General features: G+C 60.7%; 16 protein-coding genes. 12 read left to right on the top strand and 4 right to left on the bottom strand.

What is annotated here, in order from left to right:
- Window positions 1-38 precede the first annotated feature (38 nt).
- From LGH70_RS00955 to amaB, 4 genes are all read left to right on the top strand, one after another.
- Complete coding sequence (locus LGH70_RS00955) at window positions 39-857, top strand: hypothetical protein (protein ID WP_226181818.1); 819 nt, start codon at window positions 39-41, stop codon at window positions 855-857.
- A 244-nt stretch (window positions 858-1,101) separates the two neighbouring features.
- Window positions 1,102-1,545 (top strand): Hsp20/alpha crystallin family protein, encoded by a 444-nt coding sequence (locus LGH70_RS00950; protein ID WP_226181816.1) that lies wholly within the window; start codon window positions 1,102-1,104, stop codon window positions 1,543-1,545.
- A gap of 200 nt (window positions 1,546-1,745) precedes the next feature.
- Complete coding sequence (locus LGH70_RS00945; RefSeq protein ID WP_226181814.1) at window positions 1,746-3,248, top strand: Do family serine endopeptidase; 1,503 nt, start codon at window positions 1,746-1,748, stop codon at window positions 3,246-3,248.
- Window positions 3,249-3,593: 345 nt separating this feature from the next.
- Entirely contained in the window at window positions 3,594-5,189 is a 1,596-nt protein-coding gene (gene amaB, locus LGH70_RS00940) for an L-piperidine-6-carboxylate dehydrogenase (RefSeq protein WP_226181812.1), read from the top strand.
- A 171-nt stretch (window positions 5,190-5,360) separates the two neighbouring features.
- On the opposite strand, the gene LGH70_RS00935 is transcribed toward amaB, so the two are convergent.
- Both LGH70_RS00935 and LGH70_RS00930 read right to left on the bottom strand, forming a co-directional pair.
- Window positions 5,361-5,903: a hypothetical protein gene (locus tag LGH70_RS00935; RefSeq protein WP_226181810.1), complete on the bottom strand. Its 543-nt coding sequence runs from the start codon at window positions 5,901-5,903 to the stop codon at window positions 5,361-5,363.
- 32 nt (window positions 5,904-5,935) lie between these two features.
- Complete coding sequence (locus LGH70_RS00930) at window positions 5,936-6,502, bottom strand: hypothetical protein (RefSeq protein ID WP_226181808.1); 567 nt, start codon at window positions 6,500-6,502, stop codon at window positions 5,936-5,938.
- 202 nt (window positions 6,503-6,704) lie between these two features.
- Between LGH70_RS00930 and LGH70_RS00925 the strand changes: the two genes are divergently transcribed.
- From LGH70_RS00925 to LGH70_RS00905, 5 genes are all read left to right on the top strand, one after another.
- Entirely contained in the window at window positions 6,705-7,268 is a 564-nt protein-coding gene (locus LGH70_RS00925) for an RNA polymerase sigma factor (RefSeq protein ID WP_226181806.1), read from the top strand.
- A gap of 100 nt (window positions 7,269-7,368) precedes the next feature.
- Window positions 7,369-8,115 carry a hypothetical protein gene (locus tag LGH70_RS00920; RefSeq protein ID WP_226181804.1) on the top strand — a complete coding sequence of 249 codons (747 nt, stop codon included), beginning with the start codon at window positions 7,369-7,371 and terminating at the stop codon, window positions 8,113-8,115.
- A 5-nt stretch (window positions 8,116-8,120) separates the two neighbouring features.
- Window positions 8,121-9,377: a hypothetical protein gene (locus LGH70_RS00915; protein ID WP_226181802.1), complete on the top strand. Its 1,257-nt coding sequence runs from the start codon at window positions 8,121-8,123 to the stop codon at window positions 9,375-9,377.
- 226 nt (window positions 9,378-9,603) lie between these two features.
- Complete coding sequence (locus tag LGH70_RS00910; RefSeq protein WP_226181800.1) at window positions 9,604-10,059, top strand: PPC domain-containing DNA-binding protein; 456 nt, start codon at window positions 9,604-9,606, stop codon at window positions 10,057-10,059.
- 152 nt (window positions 10,060-10,211) lie between these two features.
- Entirely contained in the window at window positions 10,212-10,724 is a 513-nt protein-coding gene (locus LGH70_RS00905; RefSeq protein WP_226181799.1) for a DUF4442 domain-containing protein, read from the top strand.
- Window positions 10,725-10,993: 269 nt separating this feature from the next.
- On the opposite strand, the gene LGH70_RS23750 is transcribed toward LGH70_RS00905, so the two are convergent.
- Together LGH70_RS23750 and LGH70_RS00895 are read right to left on the bottom strand one after the other, a co-directional pair.
- Entirely contained in the window at window positions 10,994-12,511 is a 1,518-nt protein-coding gene (locus tag LGH70_RS23750) for a diadenylate cyclase (RefSeq protein WP_226181797.1), read from the bottom strand.
- Between the two features lie 206 nt (window positions 12,512-12,717).
- Window positions 12,718-13,521 (bottom strand): TonB family protein, encoded by an 804-nt coding sequence (locus LGH70_RS00895; RefSeq protein ID WP_226181795.1) that lies wholly within the window; start codon window positions 13,519-13,521, stop codon window positions 12,718-12,720.
- Between the two features lie 107 nt (window positions 13,522-13,628).
- On the opposite strand from LGH70_RS00895, the gene LGH70_RS00890 reads away from it, so the two are divergent.
- The 3 genes from LGH70_RS00890 to LGH70_RS23745 all read left to right on the top strand — a co-directional run bounded on the left by LGH70_RS00890 (window position 13,629) and on the right by LGH70_RS23745 (window position 18,221).
- Window positions 13,629-14,069 carry a RidA family protein gene (locus LGH70_RS00890; protein WP_226181793.1) on the top strand — a complete coding sequence of 147 codons (441 nt, stop codon included), beginning with the start codon at window positions 13,629-13,631 and terminating at the stop codon, window positions 14,067-14,069.
- A 30-nt stretch (window positions 14,070-14,099) separates the two neighbouring features.
- Window positions 14,100-16,310 carry a TonB-dependent receptor gene (locus tag LGH70_RS00885; protein WP_226181790.1) on the top strand — a complete coding sequence of 737 codons (2,211 nt, stop codon included), beginning with the start codon at window positions 14,100-14,102 and terminating at the stop codon, window positions 16,308-16,310.
- A 69-nt stretch (window positions 16,311-16,379) separates the two neighbouring features.
- Window positions 16,380-18,221: a MutS-related protein gene (locus LGH70_RS23745; RefSeq protein WP_226181788.1), complete on the top strand. Its 1,842-nt coding sequence runs from the start codon at window positions 16,380-16,382 to the stop codon at window positions 18,219-18,221.
- The last annotated feature ends 40 nt before the right edge of the window (window positions 18,222-18,261 follow it).

Below are 18,261 nucleotides of genomic sequence, written 5' to 3'. Positions count from 1 at the left end.
TCTCATCCCAGATATGCCGCGGCCGTTGGCTGCTCTTTATGAAGCAATTCCTGTTTGTTGCTGGTTTGGCTACGCTACTCGCAGTCAGCCCGGCGGCCAAAGCTCAGCGCCGGTCCGTGAATAATACGTTGCTGCTGCCCGAGCTACAAGTGGAATACGCCCTGCGGGCAGATGACTACTTGCTGGTAAGCCTGCAGGGCCCCACGCGCGTGGGCAGCTACAATGGTACCCAGCTCAATCAGTTGGGGCTGCAGGTGGCGTACGAGAAGTTCTGGAACGAGCGGTGGAGTGGGGGCGCTACGCTGCGTAGTGCTGCCTATACCACCTACCGGGGCGGTAGCGACGTGCAGCGCCTGTACGTAGACGTGACGCCGGAGCTCTACCTGCGCCATTGGAATACGGTGGGTCAGTTCAACTTCCGGCAGCGGCTGGGGGTAGAATATACCCTACCCGCCGACCCGTTGATGGATGGCCGGGCCCTGGCCCGCCTGCGCCTCGACCTTGACCGGGTTTTCGAAGTGGGCAAGGTAGCGCTGCGGCCCCGCCTGGCCTACGAAGCATTTGCCTACCTGCGCTTTCAGCGGGAGGAAGATGCGCCCAAGGAACGGACCATCGACTTTGGCACCTTGCGGGCCGACCTGGGCATCCGCGTGTCGCCGCACTTCGATCTGACGTCCTGGGTGGCTAGTTCCACGGCTTACCGTATTGTGCTGGAACAAACTGACCCGAGTGGTACGGTGGTAATACCCGGCGGTAACTTCAACTCCGTGACTCCTATCGTGGGGCTGGATGTGCGCTACACCATCTTCCGCGGTAAGAGCGCATTCGAACGTCGGCAGCTGCCAACCCAGCACTAGAAACTGTTCATCGATGGAGCGGAAGAAGTCAAAATGGCATGAGTGTTTTTGCTAGATAATCAGTATTTGAAGGCTGTAAACAGCAATTATTTCAGTTTATTAAAACGGCAGGGGTAGCCTGTAGGTAGATATTAAGACTTTTTGTCATTGGCAGAGCGTGTATTAGCGGCTGGTACAGAATTTATGGAGTAGAGGTGTACCGCAGTTGGTACGGACATAACCTAACTCTACACTTTACCTTACCATGGCAACTATTCTGTATAACAACCAGCCTGCTTTGCGGCCTGCCCGCGCTTTCAATAAAGTCCTCAACGACCTGTTGCGCGACACGCTGCCTACTTCCACCGAGCCCAGCCAGAGCTTTGTGCCCTTGGCCGACATCCTCGAATCGGAGCAGGGCTTTGAGTTGCACCTGGCCTTGCCCGGCGTAGCGAAAGAAGACGTCAAGATTGACTTTCAGGACGGGAATCTCGTAATTAGCGGAGAGCGCAAAGCCCCGGTAGCGGAGGAAAACGGTCCGAAGTTTCGCCGCCTGGAAATGGCCTACGGTACCTTCACCCGGTCGTTCCGTCTGCCCGATACGGTCGAGATTACCGCTATTGAGGCCCAGCTCACCGATGGTGTTCTACGCCTGAAGCTGCCTTTTGACAGCAAAAAGGTGACGAAACATCATATTGAGATTCAGTAAGCGCCTCGCAGTCTGCAAAAAAGACACCCGGCGTGGTGTCTTTTTTGTTGGCGCGGGTGTTGTAAGGTAAAAGGAGGCTGATGCAACCCCTATACCACGAGCTGCATCTTCTGCGTTAGTGCGGGAGCCGGTCACGCAGGGCTTCACTTACTTCTTCCCGATTCACTCGTCTTTTTCTTACAACCATCTTTTTATTACCCATGCAAGCAAAACAAATGATGCTCGGCCTGCTCGGTTCCGCCATTCTGGGTGGTGGCGTAGCGGTGGGTGGGTATAAGCTGCTGGAGCCTGAGCGCACCAATGCAAACCAGGTAGTGGCGGCTGACCCCAATGTGCGTTACACCAGTGAGCTGCGCAGCAGCAACTACGTGGTGCCGGAAGGCCTCAATTTCGTGGCGGCGGCCTCCTCGGTGACGCCCGCCGTCGTGCACGTCATGACCGAGTACGCGCCGAAGATGAGCAGCGGCGGGGGCCAGCGTATGGACCCGTTCCTGCGCCAGTTCTTCGGCGACGACTACGACCAGTATCATTCCCCGCAGGCGGGCCCGCAACAGGGCTCGGGCTCGGGCGTAATTATTGCCGCCAACGGCTACATCGTCACGAACAACCACGTGATTGACAAAGCCGACAAGATTGAGGTAGTGCTCGACGATAAGCGTAAGTACAACGCCACGTTGGTGGGCGCCGACCCGACCACTGACCTGGCCCTGCTGAAGGTGGAGGCCACCAGCCTGCCCTTCGTGCGCTACGGCAACTCCGACAACGTGAAAGTAGGCGAGTGGGTACTGGCCGTGGGCAACCCCTTCAACCTGAACTCCACCGTGACGGCCGGTATTATCTCGGCCAAGGGACGCAACATCAACATCCTGCGCCGCGAGGATAATATGGGCATTGAGTCGTTCCTGCAGACCGACGCGGTGGTAAACCCCGGCAACTCTGGCGGCGCCCTGGTGAACCTGAACGGCGACCTGATTGGCATCAACTCGGCCATTGCCTCGCGCTCGGGCGCTTTTGAGGGCTATTCTTTCGCCGTGCCCAGCAGCATCGTGAGCAAGGTAATCGACGACCTGCTCAAGTATAAAGTGGTGCAGCGCGCCCTGCTCGGCGTCAACATCCGGGAAGTGGACGCTACGCTGGCCTCGGAGAAGAAGCTGGCCACCCTGAACGGCGTGTACGTAATGGGCATGAGCAAGAACAGCGCGGCTGCCGACGCTGGCATCAAGGAAGGCGACATCATCACCGAAATTAACGGGGTGAAGGTGAATACTTCCTCGCAGCTGCAGGAGCAGGTAGCCCGCTTCCGCCCTGGCGACAAGATCAAGGTGACCCTGCTGCGTGCCAACGACAGCAAGACCGTAACGGCCACCCTGCGTAACTCAACCGGTACCACCGATATCATCCGGGAGGAAGTAGCCAAATCCATCAAGTATGAGGGCGCCACGCTGGCTCCGGTGAGCAAGCAGGAGATGAACAAGCTGGGCATCGACGGGGGCGCTAAAATTAGCGGCATCCGGGGCTCAAACTTCAAGGAAACTGGCATCGACGACGGCTTCATCATCACCCGCATCGACAAGAGCAAGGTGAGCAAGCCCCAGGACGTGCAGCAGTTCCTCGAAGCCGCCAAAGACAACCAGGGCGCGCTGGTAGAAGGTGTGTACCCCGACGGCCGTAAAGCCTACTACCCCATAGGGCAGGCCGAGTAAGCTCCCGATTGGTTAATATGGAATACAAAGCCCCTTCAGGTAGCTGGAGGGGCTTTTTTGTTGCTGCCTACTTCAGCACCATGCGGGCGGCGCGGGCGGCTTGGCTGGGAAGTTCGCCACCAGGGCAGCACATGAATAGCGTTGAAGCACAAAAGCAGAGCAGGGCAGCAACGGCCGGCCAACAGGGCGGTGGCAAACAGCCAATAAGATAGGCAGGCACCCACGAAGCAGGTGACTGCCGGCGAACTACGCTCCGCGCATGCCGCCCGGCCCGCGCCGATTTGCTAGCTTTACGGCCGGTACCCTGCCACCCCGAGTAAAACTCCCATCCAACCTTTCTCTCCTATGAAATTAGCCATCGAAGAAGCTGCCGCCACTGGCGCTGACGTTCAGGAACACGACCCGCACAGCATTCAGCAAGTACTGCGCGAGCTGGGCGTAGAAGCCGAAAACGCCGCCTACAGCACCGGTCTGCAGTGGGGCGGCGCCGGTCAGAACCTGAGAACCATCACCTCGCCCACCGACGGCCGCCGCATTGCCGCCGTAGCCATGGCCACCGAGGCCGACTACGACACGGTGGTACGCACCGCGCAGGAAGCCTTTAAAGCTTGGCGGCTGGTGCCAGCTCCCAAGCGGGGCGAAATCGTGCGCCAGATCGGCAACAAGCTGCGCGAGTACAAGGAGCCGCTGGGCAAGCTAGTGAGCTACGAGATGGGCAAAATCCTGCAGGAAGGCCTGGGCGAAGTGCAGGAAATGATTGACATCTGCGACTTCGCCGTGGGCCTCTCGCGCCAGCTCCACGGCCTGACGATGCACTCCGAGCGGCCTGCCCACCGCATGTACGAGCAGTACCAGCCCCTGGGTATCGTGGGCATCATCTCGGCCTTCAACTTCCCGGTGGCCGTGTGGAGCTGGAACGCTATGCTGGCCGCCGTCTGCGGCGACGTGAGCATCTGGAAGCCCTCGGAGAAAACCCCGCTGGTAGCCGTGGCCGTGCAGCACATCATCAAGGATGTGCTGCGCGAGAATGAGCTGCCCGAAGGCATTTTCAACGTCATCATCGGTGGGCCCGAGGTGGGCGCCGCCATGGCCGCCGACACGCGCGTGCCCCTGGTTTCGGCTACGGGCAGCACCCGCATGGGTAAGAAGGTAGGCGAAGTAGTGGGGGCCCGCCTGGGCCGCGCTTTGCTGGAGCTGGGCGGCAACAACGCCATTATCCTGACCCAGCACGCCGACCTCGACATGGCCATGCGCGCCGTGGTGTTTGGGGCCGTGGGCACGGCCGGGCAGCGCTGCACTACCACCCGCCGCCTCATCATCCACGACTCAATTTATGAGGACGTAAAGAGCCGCTTGCTTGGCATCTACCCCAAGCTGCCCATCGGCAACCCGTTGCAGGAAGGCAATCTGGTGGGCCCGCTCATCGATAAGCAGGCCGTGGAAGGCTTCACCAAGGCCCTGGCTGCCGTACAGGCCGAAGGCGGCACGCTGCTCACCGGTGGGGAAGTGCTGAGCGGCGCCGGCTACGAAACCGGTACCTACGTGCAGCCCGCCCTGGTGGAAGCCCGCAACGAGTACCACACCGTGCAGGAAGAAACCTTCGCCCCCATTCTCTACCTGATTAAGTACTCGGGCGACGTGCACGAGGCCATCGAGCTGCAGAACGGCGTGAAGCAGGGCCTGTCCTCCAGCATCTTCACCCTGAACATGCGCGAGGCCGAAGCCTTCCTCTCCCAGACCGGCTCCGACTGCGGCATTGCCAACGTGAACATCGGCACCTCGGGCGCTGAAATCGGCGGTGCTTTCGGCGGCGAGAAGGAAACCGGCGGCGGCCGTGAGTCCGGCTCCGACGCCTGGAAAATCTACATGCGCCGCCAGACCAACACCATCAACTACTCCGACCAGCTGCCCCTGGCCCAGGGCATCAAGTTTGACGTGTAGGTACAAAGTCAGAACGGTGTAGAGACGCATACTCGCGTCTCAATTGTTGCTGACGTGACAACGACAGGCGTTCAACGAGGAGACGCAGATATGCGTCTCTACACCGTTCTGAATGCGCATAAAAAGGCCCGTCCGGATAGCCGGACGGGCCTTTTTGTTGGGTAGCAATGGTTATTGCTGATGGATGTGCACGTCGCCGTGGCCCTTGTAGATAAGGGTGCCGTCGGCTTTGTAGAGCACGTAGTAGAGCCGGTACTTCTGTTCCCTGGGAAACGTGGTTTCCGGAAACTGAAACCGCATTTCCATATTTTTGACCAGGGCTTGCTCGTGGGTCGATACTACTTTGTAGTTTTTATCCACCCATATCAGCCGCAGGGTGCCTTCTGTAGTCGAGTTAGGCCGAAACATGCCGATGCCCCCGGGCTCTACCGGATTCGGATAAAAGCTCATATTGGTCGTGACGCCCGTGGGAGCCTGATCGAGGTTGACAGCTACGGGAAAGCTGAACAGAGCCTTTTCCCGGCTGCTCCATTGCTTATCAGAAGTCCAGTCGGTGGGGTCGGTGTAGGCCATGGGGTAGTTCATGGCGTTTCGGTAGGAAATACCTTCGCCGGCGCCGAAGTCAATGGTGGAAGGCTCAGCTTCCTTGTCTTTTTGGCAGCCCATGGCCAAGGGCAGGCCCAGCGTCAGGAGCAGCAGGCTTTTTTTCATCATTGGAGTAAGCAGAAGAATAAAGGGCAGCCGCGCTAGTCGGCCATTTCGATGTCGCCGTGGCCCTTGCCCATAAAGGCGAGCTTGGTGGGCTCATACAGCACGTAGTACATGCGGTACGTTTTACCCTTCTTAAATTTTTCGTCGAGGAACGACAGCGAAAACCCGCTGAATCCGCGCCCGTCGGGCGTGGTGGTGCGGGAAGAAACGCTGCCCGACTGCAATACCTTGTTGTTGCGGTCGACGATGACGTAATCGGTTTGCACCATCAGGCCGTCCTGGTAGAGCAGGTCGAAATCGTAGCCGAAGTAGGCGAACTGGTCGACCGGGTTCGGGTAAAACGTGAAGTTCAGGTTGGTAACGTAGGTCGACGTGGTGCCGTCCAGGTTCACCTTGCCCTGCAGCCCCTTAAACAGGTCTTTCTCCTTTTTGCCCCAGTTGGCCTCCAGCGTCCAGTCGGAGGAATCGACGTGGCCGTTGGGCGCATCGGTGGCGGTTTTTTCGGTGATGCCGCCGGCGGGCCCGAAGTCAACCTTGTTGCAGGAGGTAAGGGACGAAGCGCTGAGCAGCAGGCCCAGGCCCAAATAGGGTAAAAAGCGCATAGCGGTAGAGTTGGTTAGGATAAAACTGAACTATCCCCGAAGGTAATGGATTGCAGTTGGGGCACAACTTCCGAAACGACGTGCAACTTCTTGGCCTGCGCATTGTCTTTCTCCTGCTTACCCGTCATCACTAGCAGCTTAGCCCGGAAAGGTGGATATTTACAATCCTTCTGATTCTACCCTTCCACCAACCGAACAGCATATGGAGGCATTTGCGTACACTGACATCAACGCCCCGCTGGTGGAGCGCTGCCGCCTGGGCGACCGGCGGGCCCAGGCTGAAATCTATAAGCGCTACGCCAAGGCGATGTTCAACGCCTCGCTGCGCATCACCGGCGACTATGCTGAGGCCGAGGATGTGCTGCAGGAGTCGTTTCTGAGCGCCTTCCGCGAGCTGCACAGCTACAAGGGTGACTCCTCGTTTGGGTCCTGGCTCAAGCGCATCGTCATCAACAAAAGCATCAACTGCCTGCGCAACCGACGCCTGCAGCTGGTGCCCCTGGCCGACCAGCACGATTCGGCCGCGGTAGAAACCGACAGCGGCGAGTTTGACGCCGAGGAAATCGGCTGGCGCGCCGATGTGGTGCGCCGCTGTGTGCAGGAGCTGCCCGACGGCTACCGCGTGGTGCTCTCGCTCTACCTGCTCGAAGGCTACGACCACGCCGAAATTGCCGGCATTCTGAATATCACCGAATCGACCTCAAAATCCCAGTATAGCCGGGCCCGTAAGAAGCTGCTGGAGCTGGCCCGGCAACACGGTCTTTAATAATCAACGTATCACTGCTAGGCCACTGCGGGCCGCCACCCACTTTATTGCCACCGGCCGGCAGCAGCTTAAGGGGAGAAACGTGCGAATAACCACCTGTATGAAAGAGAAGAGAACCGGACTTGAGGACTTTGTGGAGCGGCACCGCGCCGACTTCGACGCGTTCGAGCCCCGCCCGGATTTGTGGGATGCCATTGAGCGTGAGCTGAGCACCGCCCCTGAAGCGGCGCAGCCCACCGAGGCTCCTTTGCGCATTGTAAAGCTGCAGCCTGAAGAGCCGGAAACCCCCGTTCAGCCCCTGCACATCAGCACGCCGGCCCGCCGCCGCTACAACTACGGTATGGTGGCCGCCCTGGCCCTGCTGGTACTGGCCGGTATCGGCGCCGTCTGGTCGAAATCGGCTAGCAGCATGACCTGGACCCGGGTGGCTTCGGCGCCGCTGGTGCTAAGCCAGGCCGAGGAAGTTGCATCTACCGACCCGGCTAACTTCGGGGCTTCTACTGTGGGCATTGAGGCGGCCAGTCCGCAGAAGCGCTTAGCCGTGGCCGTGCAGCGCATGGAAGCCTACTACGCCACCCAGATTGGCGAGAAGAAACAGGAAATCAGCCAGCTGCAGGCCGCAGCTGCCGCGCCCGGCGCCGAGTGGCACCAGGAGCTGGCCACGCTGGACTCCACCTATAACCAGCTGAAAGTAGAGCTCTACCGCAACCCCGAGCCCGATGTGGTGCTCGAAGCCATGAACCGCAACATGCAGATCCGGCTGGATATTCTCAACCAGCAGGTGCGCCTGCAGGAACGCATGAAAGACTACGGCGCCGGCCCTACTGCCGCGGCCGGCAATAACTAGAAGCCATGAAAACCAGTCCAACAAACCCGACGAATGCCTGGCGGTATTTGCTGGCCGCCGTGGGGCTGCTGATTGGCTCCGTGAGCAGCTACGCCCAGCAGCCTACGCTGGCTAGCAGCCAGTACAGCTACCTGGCCAGCCCCGAAACCGAGGCATTTCTGCACCACGACGACTACCTGATTTCCGAGCCTGTCGAGCAAAACGGGCAGAACGGCACCCAGGGGCCGCAGGAAGATGCTAGCAGCACGGCTCCCGCCGTCGAAAAGAACCGCAAGCTGAGCCGCACCTACGCCGCTGCTGCCAACCGGCCCTACAACCTGGAAACCCGCTACGGCCGCGTGCAGATCAATACCTGGAGTCGCAACGAGATTCGCACCGACGTCGACATCATTACCCGCGCCGATACCGAGGAGAAAGCTCAGCAGCTGCTCGACATGATTCAGGTGCAGATGAGCGAGGCAGATGCTACTACGGGCGGCATTTCGTTCCGGTCAAAGTTTGGCGCCATGCCCCGTGAGTGCTGGAGCCGCACCAAGCTCTACGAGGTAAACTACACCGTCTGGATGCCCAAGAACACCCAGATCCGGGTGCGCAATACCTTTGGCGACATCAGCATCCCGAACGACCTGACCGGTTCCACGGAGCTGGCCGTGGAATATGGCACGCTGCGGGTGGGCCGCCTCGATGGCCCCGAAAACATGCTGCGCGTCGGCAACGGCCAGGGCGCCATCAGCTACGTGCGCAAGGCCAGCATCGATGCTTCCTACTCCAAGCTCCGCCTCGACGCGGGCCAGACCGTGGATTTGCGCAACAACTACTCCGACATCGACGTGGGCACGGTGCAGGACCTGACGGTGCACAGCAAGTACGGCGACGTGGCCCTGGGCACGGTGCGCAACCTGCGCGGCTCGTCGGGCTACTCCAAGTTCAGCATCGACAAAATCAGTGAGCGGCTGGACATGACTGTGCAGTTCTGCCCCTCGTTTGAGGTGCGCAACACGGGCCGCAACTTCCGCCAGATCAATGTGGATGGTGGCTACAGCACGATTCTGCTTAACTTCCCCGACGGGGCCGGCTTCAACTTCGACGTGAATACCCAGCACGGCAAGCTGCTGCTCGACAAGCGGCTGGTGAAAGTGGCCTCCGAGGAAAACAGCCCTTCGTCGAACGATATGCAGGGACAATTCGGGCCGATATCGGTGCGAAACCCGGCCAACGTCAACATCAAGGTGCGCTACAGCGACGTGAGCTTTAATCGGTAGGCCAATACGCCCCATTGCTACCCTTTGCAGAAAGAGCCGGCCAGTGCCGGCTCTTTTTTATTGCGTAATCTTGTCGGCAGCGTCCTGCCAGGATGTGTTTCATGCTTGCTGCCAACTGATGACGCCGCGTATATTTCCTCTGACTTTACTGTTGTGGCTGAGCGTATCAGCTGCTTTTGCCCAAACGCCTATGCCTGCTGCCGCGCCGCCTGCCGTTCCTTCGTCTATGCGCACGTTTGCCCTGCGGCTGGGGCCGGGCCAGGATTTGCGCCAACAGCTAACCGCCTTTACCCAACACCACCAGCTGAAGGCCGCCGCCATTGTCACCTGCGTAGGCAGCCTGACTACGACCACTCTGCGGCTGGCCAACCAGAGCGGCCCGAGCGTGTATAAGGGCCACTTCGAAATCGTGTCACTGGTCGGGACCCTGTCGGTAAACGGCAGCCACCTGCACCTGGCCGTATCCGACTCGACCGGGCGTACTATCGGCGGGCACCTGCTCGACGGCAGCATTGTCTACACCACCGCCGAGCTGGTGGTGGGCGTGCTGGAGCAAGCCGATTTTCGCCGCGAGCTGGACCCCGTATCGACGTACAATGAGCTGGCCGTGTATCCGCTGAAGCCCGCTCCGAGAAAGAAAGCAGGCAAGGGAAAGCCTGGCAAGGCGGCGGGCGGGCAGTAGCCTAGAAGCAGTACGGCCTGGGTCACTGCACGGGCTTGGTGGCGTAGCGTCTCTACTGGCTGATTGGTAGTTCAAGCAGGAAGTGTGTAATATTGCTCGGCATGCCGAATATTTTTTGTTCTTTGCAGCTTCCTCTTTCAGCTCGCTGTGCTATGTCCCAATATGTTCCCGCTCCGGTAGATACGCCCCAGGCCGTGGCCTTCCGGCGCACAATTTCCAACCCCCTGAAGCTGCGTCTCTTTATGCTGCGCAGCCTGCCAATGGCCTACCTGGCCGGGCTACGGGTGCGCGAAATCACGCCGGCGCGGGCTGTCGTAACGGTGCCGTTCAAGTACCTGACCAAGAATCCGTTTCGCAGCATCTACTTCGCCTGCCTGAGCATGGCCGCCGAAATGGCCAGCGGCGTACTCTCCATGATGAATACCCGCAGCGGCTCCCCGGTTTCGATGCTGGTGGTAGGCCTGGAAGCGGAGTTTACCAAGAAAGCCGTGGGCCTGATTGCCTTTACCAGTGAAGACGGGCTGCGCATCGCCCAGGCCATAGCCGAAAGCCGCGCCACGGGCGAAGGCCGCACGGTCGTCTGCACCAGCACCGGCACCGACGAAGCCGGCGACACGGTGGCCGTATTCCGCATCACCTGGTCGTTTCGGGCCAAGCAAGGGTAGTGCTAATGTGGCGAATGTGCTCAAGTGCTAATATGTGATGAATGTGTCATTGCGAAGAAGCATGACGAAGCAATCTGTCCTCTGCGCAGTGCGTCCTGATCTTTTATTAGAAAGCCCTTTCCCACGCAAGTAGGAAAGGGCTTTCACTTAAGGAAGCTCAGCACATTTCAGCGGCCGGATTAGCTGCGTTGTCTTGCGGGTGCCACGGCTGCTCCTCGCAATGACATGAGCATCAGCACATTCATCCATATTGGTACATTAAAAAAACGTTACTCTCGTTCCAGCAGGTTGTCTTTGGTAATGACGTCAACTAGTCCATCCTCACTGACCACGATGGCCATGCAGGGGTAGGGGCTGCTTTCCACGTAGCGGATGGCCGAATTGTAGCGGGCCCCGCGGGTGCTGGTGCCGTGGCCCGAGGCTTTGCCGTCGAGAATCACACCAATGGAGTAGCAGTAAGAATCCGGGTCGACGAGCACGGCCCCGTCGATGGCCGTGACCAGGCGCGTAATGAGCGGGGTGAGCGGCACGGGCTCAATCAGGGTGCATTGCAGCTTGAGGCGGTCGGCTTCGGCCAGGGCTTCGGTGGTAACGACGACCAGCGTGCCGTGCTTCTGGCGGCTGGCTTCAACCACGACATCCCAGAGGCGCTCGACTTTAATGGGGTCGGTCAGCTCGAAGATGCGGCGCAGGTCTTTGCGGAACTGCAGACGGTTGAGCCGGGGACGGGGCAGGCTGGGCTGGCCGTAGTGGCTGCGCATAAGCACCTTGCCATCGTGCTGAAACTCCCAGGCATAGTGGGTCACGAAGTTGATCATGAATAGATCCTCGCGGCTGGCGTCGTAGGTGCCCACGAGGCGGCCCAGGGCGTACACGTTTTCGCCGTCGGCCAGCAGGCTCACGTCGGGCGTGGTCATTTCCAGGAGCTTGCGCACGGCCCGGTAGTCGGTGAGCGGGGTGGGGCAGGTCAGGGCAAACACTTCCTCCAGGTTGGGATGGCGGCGGCGGGCCAGCAGCAGCTTGCCAATGCCTTCGGCGCCCTCGTAGCGCAGGGAGGAAATGGTATTGCAGGTGGCAAACAGCTTGGCCGTGGCCGGGCTGATGCCCAGGGCCTGAGCGGGCGTATCCATGAGCAGCTTGCCGGCGGCGCGCACCAGCTCGTCAGTTTCGCGGGGACGCACCAGCATGCCCGAGCCGGGCTCGGGCTCGGTCAGGGCCTTCACGCACTCTTCCTGGAAGCGCAGCACGGCGGCCAGCACCAGGGAAGGGGCCAGGGGCTTGCCGTCGGTGTAGTAGCGGTCGGGGTGCAGCGACTGGTGAATCTTGAGGGCCTTGCGGTTGAGCTGCAGCACCGTCACGACGTGGAATTTGCCCACCACAATGGGCCAGCCGGCGAAGTACTGATTCTTGCCGCCAACGGTTTCCAGCGCTTCCTGCATGGCCATGCGCAGGCCTACGCCCTGGTAGCGGCGCCGGATAGTTTCCTCTGTCAGGTGCTCCCGCTCGGCCGAGGCCCAGGCGTAGGAGTCCTGCATTTCCTTGCCCCGGGCCAGAATACTGCCGAAATGCTGAAAGTCGAGGCCGCAGTCGGCGGGCTCCAGGCATACTACCTCTTCGGTAGAGCCCTGGGCTACGGGAATGCCGATAAGGGTTACCTGTGGGTTCAAGTCGTCGTCGAGGGCCAGAAAAATGCCTTCCGCCATAGCCTGGGCGGCCTGCTGGAAGCGAGCCTGGTAGGGCCAGATCGTCAGGGGCCCGGAAACCGGCGCGGCGGGAATAGGAGCCACCGGCGGGGCGGATAATAAAGGTAATGGAGCCAGCATAGGAATAGGATGCAGGGGAAGGAAAGGGCAGGAGCGGGCCGCAGAGAAGGCCGCCGGGGAGCAACGTATCGATGCTATAAGGGTAGACGAACTACGGCCTCAGATATTTAACAAGCAGCCGCAGAAGCAGCTAACGGTTGCGCAGCGGGAGCCAGCCGGGTAGGCCTCGTTTAGAGCAGCGAGAATAGAACCGGCAACACCATCTTTTGCTTTACCGGCTTGCCCTGGTACATGGCCGGCTCCCATTTGGGCGCGGCCTTAATCAGGCGCAGAGCTTCCTCGTCGCAGCCGGCGCCCAGGCGCTTTACCAGCTTGACATCGGTCAGGGAGCCGTCTTTCTGGATCATGAATTCAACCAGTACCTTGCCCTCAATGTTCTTTTTGCGGGCCAGCGCGGGGTAGCGCTGGTTTTTCTGTATCCACTCGAAAAAAGCATCGGTGCCACCCACAGGCCGGGCAGGCTGCTCGGCTTTTACCACGGTGGGCCCGTCGGGCTTGTCGGGTTTCGGCTCTTCGTTGTGGCCCGTAGCGGGGGCGGGGCCGCCGGCGCCCAGGGGCAGCTGGAAAGTAACCGGAACGGTAACGCGCTGCCGCACCTTGGCACCCTTGTGTTCGGCCGGCGTCCACTTGGGGCCGCCTTTGATGAGGCGAATGGCTTCGGCGTCGAGGGCGGGGTCCACCGAGTTCTTGGCTACGACGTTGGACACGCCCCCCGACTTTTCGACCACGAAGGTCACTTCCACGGTGCCGGAGCTGCCTTTTTGCAGGGCGGCGGTGGGGTACTGCTGGTTTTGCTCCAGGTAGTCGGCGTAGGCCTGCAGGCCGCTGACGGGTACGGCGGGTTTGGCCACGGCATCGTAGATCTGGTCGGCCTGGGTTTTGGGGTATTTGAGCTTCTGCTGGGCGTGGGCGGCCGACACTACGGCGGTACTCAGGGCAAGCAGCAGAGCCAGGCGGCGAGCGGTGGAAAGCATAAGGCAGGGGTTAGGACGAACAGCTCAGGCGCAGACAAAGACCGCACCAGCTCAGAAACGGACATTTTCCAGTACGCATTGCGGCCGAATTCGGTAGTTTTGACGGTATGCAACCTGACGAAACCTCTACCGCGCACAATTCTTCCCGGGCCCCCGAGCCCGTTGGTCTGTATCCGCATGCCCGCCGGGTCGGCAATCTGCTGTTTCTCTCCGGCGTAGGCCCGCGGCAGCGGGGCCAGAAAGCCATTCCCGGCGTCGAGCTGTCGGAAGATAACAAAATCCTGCGCTACGACTTTGAAAGCCAGTGCCACGCCGTGTTTCAGAACGTGCGCTACATTCTGGAGGAGGCTGGCTCGCGCTGGGAAGACCTGGTGGATGTGACGGTGTTTCTGACCAATATGAAGGACGATTTTGCCACCTACAACCGGCTCTACGCCGAGTATTTTCAGTCGAACCAGCCCTGCCGTACCACGGTCGAAATCAACTGCCTGCCCACGCCCATTGCTATTGAGCTAAAATGCATAGCCGTGGTGAGTGAGGTACATTAAAAACTCTTTAATCCCTTATCTTTAGGGTCGATGAAAAAAGCTATACCCTTCGTATTCGCTACGCTATTCGGTTTTGAGCAGGCCAGCGCCCAAACTGCCCAACCCGATACGCTCCGTGTCATTGGCCTGAGTGAAGTAGTAGTTTCGGCTAACCGCGTGCAGGAGCGCAAAGCCGACATTCCGCAGCAGATAGACGTGCTGCGCGCCGCCCAGATTCGGCTGCAGAACCCGATGAACACCGCCGACGCGCTGACCAACACCGGGCAGGTGTTTGTGCAGAAGTCGCAGTTTGGCGGCGGCAGCCCGGTTATTCGCGGCTTCGAGGCCAATAAGATTCTGCTCGTTGTGGACGGCGTGCGGATGAACAACGCCATTTACCGGGCCGGCCACCTGCAGAACATTCTCAGCACCGATGCCAACAGCGTCGACCGGATTGAGGTGCTCAGCGGCGCGGGCTCGGTGCTGTATGGCACCGACGCGCTGGGCGGCGTTATCAGCATTCTGACCAAAAACCCGCTGCTGGCCGACAGCACCACGGCGGGCAGCCAGCCGCGGGTGCGCACCAGCAACCTGCTGCGCTATGGCACGGCGGCCCGGGAGAAAACGGCCCACACCGATATCAGCCTGGGCTGGGCGAAGTTTGGCTCGCTCACCAGCATCACCGCCTCCGACTTCGACGACCTGCGCAAGGGCCGCCGCGGCTATAAGTCGTTTCCCGGCTTCGGCGAAAACCTGCGCTACGTGGAGCGGCAGGACGGCAAGGATGTAGTGGTAGAAAACGACAACGTGAACATTCAGCGGCAGTCGGGCTACCGGCAGCTGTCGGTGCTGCAAAAGTTTCTCTACAAGCCCAGCGCCGCCCAGCAGCACACCGTCAACGTGCAGTATTCCACTACCTCGAACGTGCCCCGCTACGACCGGCTGCAAACCTACCGCAACGGCTCTTTGCGTTACGCCGAGTGGAACTACGGGCCCGAGAAGCGCTTTTTTGCCAGCTACCAGTTCCAGTATTCGCGGCCCACGCTGCTCTTCGATATGGTGCGCTTCACGCCCGCCGTACAAAAGGTGAACGAAAGCCGCCTGGTGCGCGACTTCGGCAAAGACCTGCGCGACGAAAACCTGGAGGAAGTGCGCATTGGCTCGCTCAACCTGGATTTGTTCAAACAGATCGGGCGGCACGAGCTGCGCTACGGGGCCGAGGCCACCCACAACAAAGTGGAAAGCGTGGGCCGCCGCGTCAACATCGTAAACGGGGCCACCACCGGCATTGCCACGCGCTACCCCAACGGCTCGACCTACGCCACGACCGGTGTGTATGCCTCCCACAACTGGGAAATCACGCCCCAGCTGATCTTGTCCGACGGGCTGCGCTTCAGCACCGTGAAGCTGAAAGCCAACTTCAACCCCGAGTTTTTCAAGTCCAGCCTGCTGAACTCCGACCAGAAGTCGTCGTCATTGAATGGCAACGTGGGCTTGGTGTGGATGATGCCCGCCGGCTTCCGGGTTAGCGGCCTGCTCTCAACCGGCTTCCGCAACCCCAACCTAGATGACGTGGGCAAAACCTTCGAGCAAAACAACGGCACGCTCATTATCCCGAACACCAGCCTGAAGCCCGAGCAGATTTTCTACCGCGAAGCCGAGCTGTCGAACACCATTGAGGGCAAGCTGCACGTGGCCGTAACCGGCTTCTACAGCACCCTGACCGATGCCATTGTGGTGCGGCCCTTCGCGGCCCCCGACGGCTCGACTACGGCCGTCTACAACGGCACTACCTTCACCACGGTAGCTAACACCAACACCGGCAAAGCCCGCGTGTACGGCTTCAGTGGTCGCTTCAACGCCGCCCTGGCCCGCCACTTTACCACCCAGGCCACCGTGACCTACACCAAGGGCCGCGACCTGAGCACCGATGTACCGCTGGACCACATTCCGCCGCTGCACGGTCGTGGGGCCGTGACCTACCAGAACCGGAAGCTCACGGCGGAGGCCTCGGTGCTGTTCAACGGCCGCAAGGGAGTGGCCGAGTACAGCCCCTCGGGCGAAGACAACCTGATTCAGAACACGCCGGTGGGCGCTTTGGGCTGGCAAACCTTTAACCTGCGCACTACCTACCAGGTAACCAAGGGCTGGAGCGTGCAGTCGGGTCTGGAAAACATACTGGACCAGAGCTACCGGCCGTTTGCCTCGGGCATCAATGCCGCGGGCCGCAATTTCTACCTGACCGTGCGGTTTGAGTACTAAGCGGGAGGCACGCTAACTTGTGGGGAGGGTGAGAGTGTTACTTTTGACGCTCTCACCCTCTTTTGCATCGTGTCCGTCCCGTCGTCCGCCACCTTCCGCCCGCTTGCCGTTGCTCCGGCTGAGCTATTCACCGAAAACCACGCTGCGCACGCTGCTCAGGAGCGCTACTACGCCGGCCGTCATCGCCTGGTGGCGTGGGTGCGGGTAGTGGCCTTTGGGACCAGCGTGGCGGCCGTGTGGTGGTTGTTTTCGCAGGACCGGCTGCCAATGGCACTGGCCGTGGTTGGGCTGGCGTACGTGGTGTTTCTGCTGCTGGTGCGCTGGCATACGGCCGTGGGCTACCAGCGGGAGCATTACCGGCTGCTGGCCCAGCTCAACCAGGACGAGCTGGCCCGGCTGGAAGGCAAGCTCACGGGCTTCGATGCCGGCACACGCTACCTCGACCCCGCCCACCCCTACACCGCCGACCTCGACGTATTTGGCCCGCACTCCCTGTACCAGCTGCTGAACCGCGCCACTTCGCGCCTGGGCCACGACTGGCTGGCCGGCTGGCTGCTGAACGGGGTGGCGTCCGACGTGGTGGAGCTGCGCCAGCAGGCCGTAGCCGAGCTGGCGCCCGACGTGGCCTGGCAGCAGGAGTGGCAGGCCCGGGCCAAGCACTATCCCAAACAGGATACCGACCCGCGCCGCTTCACCGAGTGGCTCCGGCAGCCCGATTTCTTCCGGGGCAAAGTCTGGCTGAAGGTGCTGCTAGTGCTGTTGCCACCCCTGGCGGTGGCAAGCATCGTGCTGTGGCTTACGGGCTACTCAGGGCAGCCGGCGCTGCTGGCCGTACTGGCGCTGGGCACACTGAATGCCATATTTCGTCGGGAACGGGCCGAGTATTTCCGTCACAGCAGCTCCATGCGCGACGCCCTGCGCGCCTACCGGGCCCAACTGGCCTGGTTTGAAGCCTGCGACTGGCGCGCGCCTCGTCTGCGCGAGTTGCACGCCACGCTGCACGCCGGCACCGGCCAGCAGCCCGCCTCGGTGCTTATTGGTCAGCTGACACGCATTACGGGTTTCTTTTCCATTCGGGAAAGCGCGCTGTTTGCCGTGGTGGCCAACCATGTTCTGCTCTGGGACTTGTGGTGCATGTGGCTATTGGAACGCTGGAAAAACCGCCTCGGCGGCCAGCTCGACGCTATGCTGGAAGTAGGAGCCGAGCTGGAGGCCCTGGTCAGCCTGGCTGGGTTTCAGGCTGCCAACCCCCGCTACGCCGTGCCGGAGCTGAGCACCACGCCCCTGGAAGTAACGGCCGAAGCCATGGGCCACCCGCTTATTTTCACCCGCCAGCGCATCAGCAACAACTTCAGCATGATGGGCGCGGGGCACACGGGCATCATCACGGGCTCGAATATGTCGGGCAAAAGCACTTTTCTGCGCACCGTGGGCCTGAATATGGTGCTGGCCCAGGCCGGGGCCGTGGTCTGCGCCGAAGCGTTTCGGGTGGCTCCGGCCCAGGTGTACACGGCCATGCGCACCCAGGACAACCTAGCCGAGAGCACCTCGTCGTTTTATGCCGAGCTGAAGCGCCTGCGGCTGCTGCTGGAGCTGACGGCCACGGGCCAGCCGGTTTTCTACCTGCTCGATGAGATTCTGAAGGGTACCAACTCCCGCGACCGGCACCGCGGCGCCCAGGCCCTGGTTCGGCAGCTGCACCAGCGCCCGGCCAGCGGCCTGGTCAGCACCCACGATCTGGAGCTGGCCGCTATGGCCGAAGAACTGCCCGGCGCCGTAACCAACTACAGCTTCAACAGCACCATCGAGGGCGACGAAATCCGCTTCGACTACCACCTCACGCCCGGTGCGTGCCGCGAGTTCAACGCCAGCAAGCTGATGCAGTTGATGGGCATAGACGTGCAATTGTGAGCTGGCGAAATGGTGAGTTCTTTGTTCTGTCGTATACTCA

The sequence above is a fragment of the Hymenobacter nitidus genome (assembly GCF_020447315.1).
GTDB lineage: Bacteria > Bacteroidota > Bacteroidia > Cytophagales > Hymenobacteraceae > Hymenobacter > Hymenobacter nitidus.
This window is presented reverse-complemented; position numbering and strand designations above follow the sequence as displayed.

Bases quoted from the DNA above. Each gene is read 5' to 3' on its own strand.
- amaB (WP_226181812.1), top strand. From the start codon at position 3,594: ATGAAATTAGCCATCGAAGAAGCTGCCGCCACTGGCGCTGACGTTCAG.
- LGH70_RS00890 (WP_226181793.1), top strand. From the start codon at position 13,629: ATGCAACCTGACGAAACCTCTACCGCGCACAATTCTTCCCGGGCCCCC.
- LGH70_RS00910 (WP_226181800.1), top strand. From the start codon at position 9,604: ATGCGCACGTTTGCCCTGCGGCTGGGGCCGGGCCAGGATTTGCGCCAA.
- LGH70_RS00920 (WP_226181804.1), top strand. From the start codon at position 7,369: ATGAAAGAGAAGAGAACCGGACTTGAGGACTTTGTGGAGCGGCACCGC.
- LGH70_RS00950 (WP_226181816.1), top strand. From the start codon at position 1,102: ATGGCAACTATTCTGTATAACAACCAGCCTGCTTTGCGGCCTGCCCGC.
- LGH70_RS00955 (WP_226181818.1), top strand. From the start codon at position 39: ATGAAGCAATTCCTGTTTGTTGCTGGTTTGGCTACGCTACTCGCAGTC.
- LGH70_RS00915 (WP_226181802.1), top strand. From the start codon at position 8,121: ATGAAAACCAGTCCAACAAACCCGACGAATGCCTGGCGGTATTTGCTG.
- LGH70_RS00945 (WP_226181814.1), top strand. From the start codon at position 1,746: ATGCAAGCAAAACAAATGATGCTCGGCCTGCTCGGTTCCGCCATTCTG.
- LGH70_RS00925 (WP_226181806.1), top strand. From the start codon at position 6,705: ATGGAGGCATTTGCGTACACTGACATCAACGCCCCGCTGGTGGAGCGC.
- LGH70_RS00935 (WP_226181810.1), bottom strand. From the start codon at position 5,903: ATGATGAAAAAAAGCCTGCTGCTCCTGACGCTGGGCCTGCCCTTGGCC.
- LGH70_RS00895 (WP_226181795.1), bottom strand. From the start codon at position 13,521: ATGCTTTCCACCGCTCGCCGCCTGGCTCTGCTGCTTGCCCTGAGTACC.
- LGH70_RS00885 (WP_226181790.1), top strand. From the start codon at position 14,100: ATGAAAAAAGCTATACCCTTCGTATTCGCTACGCTATTCGGTTTTGAG.
- LGH70_RS00905 (WP_226181799.1), top strand. From the start codon at position 10,212: ATGTCCCAATATGTTCCCGCTCCGGTAGATACGCCCCAGGCCGTGGCC.
- LGH70_RS00930 (WP_226181808.1), bottom strand. From the start codon at position 6,502: ATGCGCTTTTTACCCTATTTGGGCCTGGGCCTGCTGCTCAGCGCTTCG.